The sequence below is a fragment of the Agromyces lapidis genome, assembly GCF_009749405.1.
GTDB classification, from domain to species: domain Bacteria; phylum Actinomycetota; class Actinomycetes; order Actinomycetales; family Microbacteriaceae; genus Agromyces; species Agromyces lapidis.
On the sequence record NZ_WBIQ01000011.1, the window covers coordinates 20149 to 28956 of the forward strand.

An 8808-nucleotide genomic window follows, 5' to 3' on the forward strand; every position below is an offset into this window, starting at 1 on the left:
CGGTCGGTCACGGGCGAGGTCGCGACGACGGCTCGGCCGCGTCGCATCCCCACCTCGACCGTAGCCCTTCGACTGCCGTTCGAGCACTCTCGTCACCCGATGGCGTTCGGCCGCGGCCAACCTGCCGCGGCGGCGCCTCATCGGCCGCGCAAACCAGGATGAGCGGGTCGCCGGCCCTCGAATCGAAGGCGGCGACCCGCTCATCCTGAATTGCGTGGTGACCCCGAGCGAGTCAGGGCGCGCAGGCGCCGGGGCGCCGAGGCGCCGCGACGAGCCGTCTCAGCCCGCGACGACCTGGTATCCGGCCTCCTCGACGGCGGCGGCGACGGCCGCGTCGTCGAGCGGGGCGCTGCTGCGCACCGTGACGGTCGAGACACCCCCCGCGACGAGCGCGACGTCGACCGAGTCGACGCCCTCGAGCGACCCGAGTTCGGCGCTCACGTGGCGCACGCAGCTGCCGCAGGTCATGCCCGCGACGGCGTAGTCGGCGCTCACGAGCGCGGCGAGGTCGGATGCCGCGGCCTCACCCGCACCGGTCGTCGCCGACGCGTCGGGGATCGCGCAGCACGAGCACGAGGCATCCGCACCGCTCGACTCGGCGAGGGCGAGCTCGGTGGCGCCGGCGGGAACTGCGGTGGCGATGGGGTTCTCGATGGTCATGGTGCGTCCTTCCCTGGGTTCGTTGGAACTATACCCCGGTGGGGTATCCATCGCAAGCGCGCCCGGTGCGGCGGATGACGCGGTCGAGCCGTCCTGACAACATGGGCGAAGAAATGTCCGCCGCACTGTCGATCTCGCCGTCGCCCGTTCGACGCATGAGTGAGGCGGGCACTTCGGCCCGACCCGAACACGAATCCCGAACGAGGAGAACACCGTGAAGTACATGCTGATCATGCGGTCGAACGATGCGGCCGTCGAGGCCTACGAGCAGCTCGATTTCACCGAGGTCATCGCGGCGATGGGCGCCTACAACGAATCGCTCATCAAGGCGGGCGTGCTGCTCGCCGGCGAGGGTCTGGCCGACGCGAAGGAGGGCTTCGTCGTCGACTTCGACACGACTCCCCCGGTCGTCACCGACGGCCCCTACGGCGAGACGAAGGAGCTGTTCAACGGCTTCTGGATCATCCAGGCCCAGAGCCCCGAGGAGGCGGCGGAGTGGGCGAAGCGCTGCCCGCTCGGCCCGGGTGCGAAGCTCGAGGTGCGTCGCGTCAACGAGCTCGAGGACTTCCCGCAGGATAACGAGTGGATCCAGAAGGAGGCCGGCTGGCGCGACGAGCTCGAGGGCAAGGTCGGCTGAATTGGATGCCTCGCCGCCGCCCTCGCCCGGGCCAGACCCCTCCGGGGGTCGAATTCCGACAGAATCTCCAGACGCACCCCGCGGCGATGTCGGAAATCGACCCCCGCAACTCGGTGCCGACGGCGCCCGACGCGCGGTGGCGGCGGTCTGGCGCATCGAGTCGGCCCGCATCGTGGCGACGCTCGCCCGCTTCACCGGCGACGTCGGCCAGGCCGAGGACTTGGCGCAGGAGGCGCTCGTCGAGGCGCTCCGGCAGTGGCCGGAGGAAGGCGTGCCGAACAATCCCGGCGCGTGGCTCACCGCCGTCGCGAAGCGCCGGGCGATCGACGGCTGGCGGCGCCGCGAGCGGCTCGACGAGCGCTACGCCGCGATGGCGCGCGATCTCGAGCAGCACGACGGCGAGGCATCCGACACCTTCTGGGACCCCGACACGATCGACGACGACGTGCTGCGTCTCATCTTCGTCTCGTGCCACCCCGTGCTCTCGCGCGAGGCGCAGATCGCCCTCACCCTGCGCATCGTCGGCGGCCTCTCGAGCGAGGAGATCGCCCGGGCGTTCCTCGTGCCGACGGCCACGATCCAGCAGCGCATCGTGCGCGCGAAGAAGACCCTCGCCGCGGCGAACGTGCCCTTCGCGGTGCCAGAGCCGAACGAGTACCCCGAGCGGCTCGCCTCCGTGCTGCACGTGCTCTACCTGATCTTCAACGAGGGCTACCTGCCCGCCTCGGGCGGCGAATGGGTGCGGGCGGATGTCTCGGCCGAGGCCCTGCGGCTCGCCCGCATGGTGGCGGGGCTGATGCCGCGGGAGCCCGAGGCGCAGTCGCTCGTGGCCCTGATGGAGTTCACCGCCGCCCGGTTCCCGGCCCGCACAGCCCGCGACGGCAGCGCGATCCCGCTCGACCAGCAGGACCGCTCCCGCTGGGACCGTGCGCAGATCGCGCGCGGCCGGGAGGCGCTCGCCCGGGCGGATCGCATCGGCCGCGGTCGGGCCGCCTACGGCCTGCAGGCCGCCATCGCCGGATGCCACGCGGTCGCCCCGACCGCGGACGAGACCGACTGGGCGCAGATCGTGGTGCTGTACGAGGCGCTCGGGCGCATCGCCCCCTCGCCCGTCGTCGAGCTCAACCGCGCCGCGGCGATCGCGATGGCGACCGGGCCGGCCTCGGCGCTGCGGGTCGTCGACGATCTCGTGGCGGCCGGCCGGCTCGCCGGGTACCCCGCATTGCCCGCCGTGCGCGGCGAGTTGCTCGCACGGCTCGGGCGCACCGAGGAGGCACGCGCCGAACTCGAGACCGCCGCCCGCCTCACGGGCAACGAGCGCGAGCGCGACGCGCTCCTGGCGAAGGCTGCGAAGCTCGCCGGGTGAGCGCTGCAGCGCGTCGGCGGGGCGCTCGCCGCGTCTCAGCCGACGCGGACGCCCGTTGCGCGCCGCCCCCGCACACGTGCTGCCCGCCGCACGCAATACCCAGCGAACCATGCCAGTTCCGCCTCATCGCTGAGGCGGAACTGGCATGGCTCGATTGGAGACCGGCCTGATCGGATCACCCGGTCGGCTCGGCCCGGCTCGGCCCGGCGCGGCGCGGCACGGCGAGCGTCAGCCGCGCTGCGGGCCCCCGTGCCCGTCATCGTCACGAGTTTCGGCCTTCGGATCGGCCGAATCGATCGGATCGGCGGACTCTGCCGGCTCGTCCGCTCCGCTCCGGTCGGTCGGCTCATCCGGCGCTGCCGGCTCGGCCCCGGTGCTCGGCTCGTTCGTCGCGGCGGTCGGCCACGGGTCCACGGACGGATCGACGGCCGCTTGGGGAGCCTCGGCGACAGCGGGCACCGAGCCGTCGACCGCCTCGGGCACAGCCGCGGCCGCGGGCGCCGGCCCCGTGGCATCCCCACCGCCGGCCGCCTTCGCGGCGCGCTTGCCGCGACGCCGTTCGCGCCCGCCCTCGACGAGGTCGTAGAGCACGGGCAGCACGACGAGCGTGAGCAGCGTCGACGAGAGCAGGCCGCCGATCACGACGATCGCGAGCGGCTGCGAGATGAACCCGCCGTGCCCGGTGATGCCGAGCGCCATCGGCAGCAGCGCGAAGATCGTCGCGAGGGCCGTCATGAGGATCGGCCGGAGTCGTCGCGAGGCGCCGTGCACGAGGGCGTCGCGCACGTTCATGCCGCGGTCGCGGTACTGGTTCACGAGGTCGACGAGCACGATCGCGTTCGTCACGACGATGCCGACGAGCATGAGCACGCCGACGAGCGAGGCGACGCCGAGCGGGATGCCCGTGATCACCTGCAGTGCGATCGCACCGGTCGCCGCGAACGGCACCGACACGAGCAGCAGCAGCGGCTGCAGCAGCGAGCGGAACGTCGCCACCATGACGATGTAGACGATCAGGATCGCCGCGAGCAGCGCGAGCCCGAGCTGCGAGAACGACTCCTGCTGGTCGGCGGTGACGCCGCCGATCGAGGCGGTCGTGCCCTCGGGCAGCTCGACGGTGTTCACGGCCGCCTGCACCTCGCCGCTCGCCGTGCCGAGGTCGTCGCCCGCGGGCGTCGCGGCGACGGTCGAACTGCGCAGGCCCTGCACGGTCGTGACCGAGGCGGGCCCGTCGACCTGCTCGACCGTCGCGAGCGTGTCGAGGCGCACGACGCCGGTCGGCGTCGGAACCTCGAGCGCCGACAGCTCCTCGACCGAGACGGGCGGGTCGTCGGTCGCGAGGTAGATCGTGAGCGTCTTCTCGTCGATGACGACCGAGCCGGCGCTCTGCGGCTGCATGGCGGCCGAGACGAAGCCGCCGAGCGCGACCTCCGAGTAACCCGCCGCCGCGGCATCCGCCCGGTTCACCTCGACCGCGACGTACGGTCGCGACTCCGACAGGTTCGAGGTGACCTGCGACACCGACTCGACGCCGTCGAGCTCGTCGACGACGGCGTCGGTCGCGGCCTGCAGGTCTTCGGCGTTCGAGGCGGTGATGTCGACCTCGATGTCGCTCGAGGCGCCGAAGCCGCTCGAGGCGGCGAGCGAGACCTCGCCGACGTCGTCGAGACCGTCGAGCTCGTCGCGCACCTCGGCCTGCAGGGCGTCCTGGTCGGCGTCCTCGTCGGTCGTGACCGAGTAGGTGACGGTCGCACCGCCGCCGCCGAAGGCCGCGGCGAGCGGGTTCGAGCCCGAACCGATCGACGTCTGCACCGTCTCGACGCCCTCGGTGTCCCGGATCACCTGCTCGACCGGCTCCGACGCCTCGTCGAGCGCATCGAGGCTCGTGCCGATCGGCAGCTCCTGCGTGACGCGGAAGGTGTTCTGCCCCGAGGAGCCGAGGAAGTTGGTCTTCATCAGCGGGATCATCGCGCCCGTGCCGACGAGCACCAGCACGGCGATGATGAGCGTGATCACGCCGTGCTTCAGCGTCCATCCGATGACGGGCAGGTAGCCGCGCTGGAGGCGCGAGGGGTGCTCGAGCTCGTCGGGCGCGACCACCGGCGCGGCCGGCGTCACGGCGGTTCGGGCGGATGCCCCGCGCTCGCCGCCGCCCGCGACGGGCAGCCCCGTGGCGCCGCTCTCGTCGCGCAGTTCGGGCGCGAGCCAGACGTCGTCGACGAAGGCGGCCGCGGCCACCTCGGCCTCGACCTCCTCGGCGCCCTGCTCGACGTGCAGCTTCGCGGGCTTCAGGAACCAGTACGCGAGCACCGGCACGATCGTGAGCGAGACGAGGAGCGAGGCGAGGAGCGCGATCGTGACGGTCAGCGAGAACGGGCGGAACAGCTCGCCCGTCACCCCCTCGACGAGCGCGATCGGCAGAAACACCGCGACGGTCGTGATCGTCGAGGCGGTGATCGCGCCGGCGACCTCGCGCACCGCGCGCACGATCGTCGACGCCTTGTCGGTGCCCTCGACGAGGTGCCGCTTGATGTTCTCGATGACGACGATCGAGTCGTCGACCACGCGGCCGATCGCGATCGTGAGGGCACCGAGGGTCAGGATGTTCAGGGTGTAGTCGGCCACCTGCAGGCCGATGAAGGTGATCAGCACCGACGTCGGGATCGAGATGGCGGTGACGAGGGTCGCCCGAACCGAGAGCAGGAAGATGAGGATCACGATCACCGCGAACGCGAGGCCGAGCAGGCCCTCGGTCGCGAGCGATTCGATCGACTGCTCGATGTACGGCGCCTGGTCGAAGACGACGGTGAACGTGGCGCCGGGGTTCGTCGTGTCGAGAGAGGACTCGAGGCCGGGCAGCAGCGCGGTCACGGCGTTCGACACCTCGACGGTGTTGGCCGCGGGCAGCTTGGTCACCGAGATCGTGAGTGCGGGCTCGCCGTCGACGCGCGAGATGCTCGTCACGGGGTTGTCGGTCAATTCGACGGTGGCGACGTCGGAGATGGACACCTCGGCGGGGACCCGCACGGCCTCGGTCGGGAGGGCGTCGACGCCGGTGCCGGTGCCGTCCGTCGGCAGCTCGGTGCCGTCGGTCGGCAGCCCGGTGCCGTCGCCCGCACCTTCCTCCGGGGCATCCGGGATCGTGGGCGCCTCGGTGGCGCCGAGCACGGGCAGTGCCGCGATCTCGTCGACGCTGCCGATGCGCGTGCCGGTCTGCACCGCGAAGGTCGAGTCGCCTTCGGTGATGGTGCCCGCGGGCACGAGGAGGCCGTTCTGCTGCAGCGCGTCGCGGATCGCCTGCTGGCTGATGCCGAACCCGGCGAGCTTCGCGGGGTCGGGGGTGATCGTGACCCGCTGGCCGATCTCGCCGACGAGGGTCGCGTCGCGCACGCCGTCGACGTCGGTGATCTCGCCGAGGGTGGTGCGCTCGATCTCGTCGGAGAGGGCGCTCATGTCCTCCGCGCCCGTGACGGCGATCTGCAGCACCGGGAAGTCGTCGAGGCTCAGCGCGATGACCTGCGGGTCGACGTCGTCGGGCAGCTGGCTCTGGATGCGGTTCACGGCCGACAGCAGCTTCTGCTCGGCGAACGCGAGGTCGGTGCCGTAGGTGAAGCTCGCGGTCACGCGCGAGAGCCCCGTCGAGCTCGTCGTCGACGTCGACTCGAGGCCGGTGATTCCCTGGATCGCCGTCTCGATCGGCGTGGACACGTCGGTGTTGACGATGTCGGGCGAGGCGCCGGGGTAGCTCGACACGATCGAGAGCTGCGGGAACTCGATCGACGGCGCGAGCTCCTGCTTCAGGCTCGTGAGCGAGATACCGCCGAAGATCGCGACCACGATCGTGACGAGCGCGATGAGCGCGCGGTTCTTCATGCTGAGCGCAGCGAGCAGGTGCATTGCTCGATTCTCGCAGGCAGGTGGGGTCAGGATGTCACCGAGTGTCGGAATCCGTCGCAAGGAATCCCTCGACCGAGGGGCGTTCCGCGCGCTATGGTGACCCTCGTGGGGGTCGAGCGGATCGGCGACGGCGGCGCACGGCAGGTGCCGTGGCTTCGCTACGCCGTGCTCGGCACCGCATTCTCGGCCATGTGGCTCGCCGTCACGCTCTTCTCGAGCGGCGCGAGCGCCTCGGCCGACGAACAGGAGCCGAGCGGGCTGCTCGGCGGCGTCGGCTCGCTCGTAGGCGGAGTGACCGAGCTCACCGGGGCCGTCGGCGACACCCTCGACGGCGTCGTCGACACCGTCGTCGAACCCGTGAACGAACTGCTCGACCCCGTGGTCGAGATCGCGCCCGAGCCCGTGGCCGACACGATCGACACCCTCGTCCCCGACGTGGTCGACACCGTCACCGAGACCACGAACACCGTGATCGGCGACGCGAACTCCACGGTCGGCGAGGTCGCCAACGGGGTCACCGGCACCGTCTCCGACGTCGCCGGCGGCGGCACGGTCGGCGCGATCACGACCCCGATCACCGGTGGCGTCGACGACCTCGTCGGCTCGCTCCCCGTGCTCGGCTCGCTGCTCGGCGACGACGCGCTCGGCGGCGTGGTCGACCCGGTGGTCGGCGCCGTCGACGACACGCTCGGCACGGTCGTCGGCGACTTCGGCGAACTCCCGACCGACGGTTCCGGGGTGCTCCCCCAGGTGCCGTCGATCCCGCTGCTTCCCGGCGATCCGGTCGATCCCGTCGGTCCCGGCCTGCCCGGCGTACCCGGTCTGCCCGGCGAACCCGGCGTGCCCGGCGAGAACCCGGTCTCCCCCGCGACCCCGGTGGCGCCGGGGGCGCCCCCGGGCGGGAGCGCGCCAGCGACGGTCGGTGATTCCGGGCCTCCCGGCTCGGCCCCTCCCGCGGATGCGGCCGGCCAGGTCGGCAGCGCCCCCGCAGGGCCGTCGGAACCGGGAATCCCGCACAACGGCACTCCGCCCGCCCCGAGCACGCCGGCCGCACCCGGCGGCAGTTCGGGCATGCCCGGCACGGGCGCCGCGGGCGCTGGTGCGGGCGCGGCATCCAGCACCTCTGACGCGGCGTTCGCCGCCCTCGAACTCGACGCGCTCGCGTCGCTCGCGCTCCACTCGGTCGACGACGAGCTGCCGTCGTCGCCGGTGCACGACACCGACTCCACCCCTGACTGACGGGGGCCGGTCCGCACGCACGCACACCGCGTGCACCCGCGGACACGGTCATCGCTCCCTGCCCGGGAGCGACATTTCCCATCAGTCAGGAGGACTGGATCATGAAGAGAATGGCCTTGAGGGCGCTGTACGCGACCCTCTTCGCCGGGGGGCTCACGCTCCTCGGAGCCGGCGTCGCCCACGCGTCCGAAACGGGCGGCGACGACGGCATCGTGTCGGGAACCCAAGCCGGGATCTCGATCGACCTGCCCATCACGCTCGGCGGCAACGCGATCTCGCTCATCGGGGATTCGTCGTCGTCGGACTCCTCTGCGGAGGTCGCGGCCGGCGACGCCTCCGAGCCCGCCGCGGTCACCTCGGGTGACGACGGCATCGGTTCGGGCACCCAGGCGCTCATCGACGTCGAGGTGCCGATCACGATCGGCGGCAACGCCGTCTCGGTGGTCGGCGACTCGTCGAGCGAGGATGCCGCCACATCGAGCGCGCCGGCGGCCGAGCCGAGCGGCGACGCCGGCGGGGCTGCGAACACCGAGACCGGCGGGGACGACTCGCTCCTCGGCGGCACGCAGGGTCTGATCGACCTCGACGTCCCGATCACCCTCGGCGGCAACGCCATCTCGGTGATCGGCGACTCGTCGTCGAGCGGTGCCGCGACGGAGGTCGCCACCGGCGGCTCCACGGGCGGCTCGGGCGAGGCGGTGACGTCGGGCGAGGATAGCCTGCTCGGCGGCACGCAGATCCTCGGCGGCATCGAGATCCCGATCACCCTCGGCGGCAACGCCGTCTCGGTGATCGGCGACTCGTCGAGCGACGGGGCGGCCACCACGGCCGCCACCGGCGGCTCGGACGGCGGCGAGGCGACCACCTCGGGCGATGATTCGCTCCTCGGCGGCACGCAGCTGCTGCCCGAGCTCGGGCTGCCGATCACGCTCGGCGGCAACGCCATCTCGGGCATCGGCGACTCCACGTCGACCGACGCCGAGACGGTCGTGCAGCCCGGAACCGGGGG

6 protein-coding genes are annotated in these 8808 nt (G+C 72.3%); 4 read left to right on the forward strand and 2 right to left on the reverse strand.

What is annotated here, in order from left to right; genetic code table 11:
- Positions 1 to 279 precede the first annotated feature (279 nt).
- Positions 280 to 660 (reverse strand): heavy-metal-associated domain-containing protein, encoded by a 381-nt coding sequence (locus GQQ93_RS17715; protein ID WP_157425579.1) that lies wholly within the window; start codon positions 658 to 660, stop codon positions 280 to 282.
- 214 nt (positions 661 to 874) lie between these two features.
- On the opposite strand from GQQ93_RS17715, the gene GQQ93_RS17720 reads away from it, so the two are divergent.
- Both GQQ93_RS17720 and GQQ93_RS17725 read left to right on the forward strand, forming a co-directional pair.
- Positions 875 to 1297, forward strand: a complete 423-nt coding sequence (locus tag GQQ93_RS17720; RefSeq protein WP_157425580.1) for a YciI family protein — start codon at positions 875 to 877, stop codon at positions 1295 to 1297.
- Between the two features lie 136 nt (positions 1298 to 1433).
- Positions 1434 to 2663, forward strand: a complete 1230-nt coding sequence (locus tag GQQ93_RS17725) for an RNA polymerase sigma factor (RefSeq protein ID WP_212277387.1) — start codon at positions 1434 to 1436, stop codon at positions 2661 to 2663.
- 228 nt (positions 2664 to 2891) lie between these two features.
- Here the strand turns inward: GQQ93_RS17725 and GQQ93_RS17730 are convergent, their stop codons facing one another.
- Positions 2892 to 6560, reverse strand: coding sequence for an efflux RND transporter permease subunit (locus GQQ93_RS17730; RefSeq protein ID WP_157425581.1), 3669 nt, complete (start codon positions 6558 to 6560; stop codon positions 2892 to 2894).
- Between the two features lie 105 nt (positions 6561 to 6665).
- On the opposite strand from GQQ93_RS17730, the gene GQQ93_RS17735 reads away from it, so the two are divergent.
- Together GQQ93_RS17735 and GQQ93_RS17740 are read left to right on the forward strand one after the other, a co-directional pair.
- Entirely contained in the window at positions 6666 to 7799 is a 1134-nt protein-coding gene (locus tag GQQ93_RS17735) for a hypothetical protein (protein ID WP_157425582.1), read from the forward strand.
- A 101-nt stretch (positions 7800 to 7900) separates the two neighbouring features.
- A partial coding sequence (locus tag GQQ93_RS17740) for a hypothetical protein (protein WP_157425583.1) occupies positions 7901 to 8808 on the forward strand: 908 nt, incomplete at its 3' end.

Coding starts and splice junctions, on each gene's coding strand:
- GQQ93_RS17715 (WP_157425579.1), bottom strand. CDS start 660: ATGACCATCGAGAACCCCATCGCCACCGCAGTTCCCGCCGGCGCCACC.
- GQQ93_RS17730 (WP_157425581.1), bottom strand. CDS start 6,560: ATGCACCTGCTCGCTGCGCTCAGCATGAAGAACCGCGCGCTCATCGCG.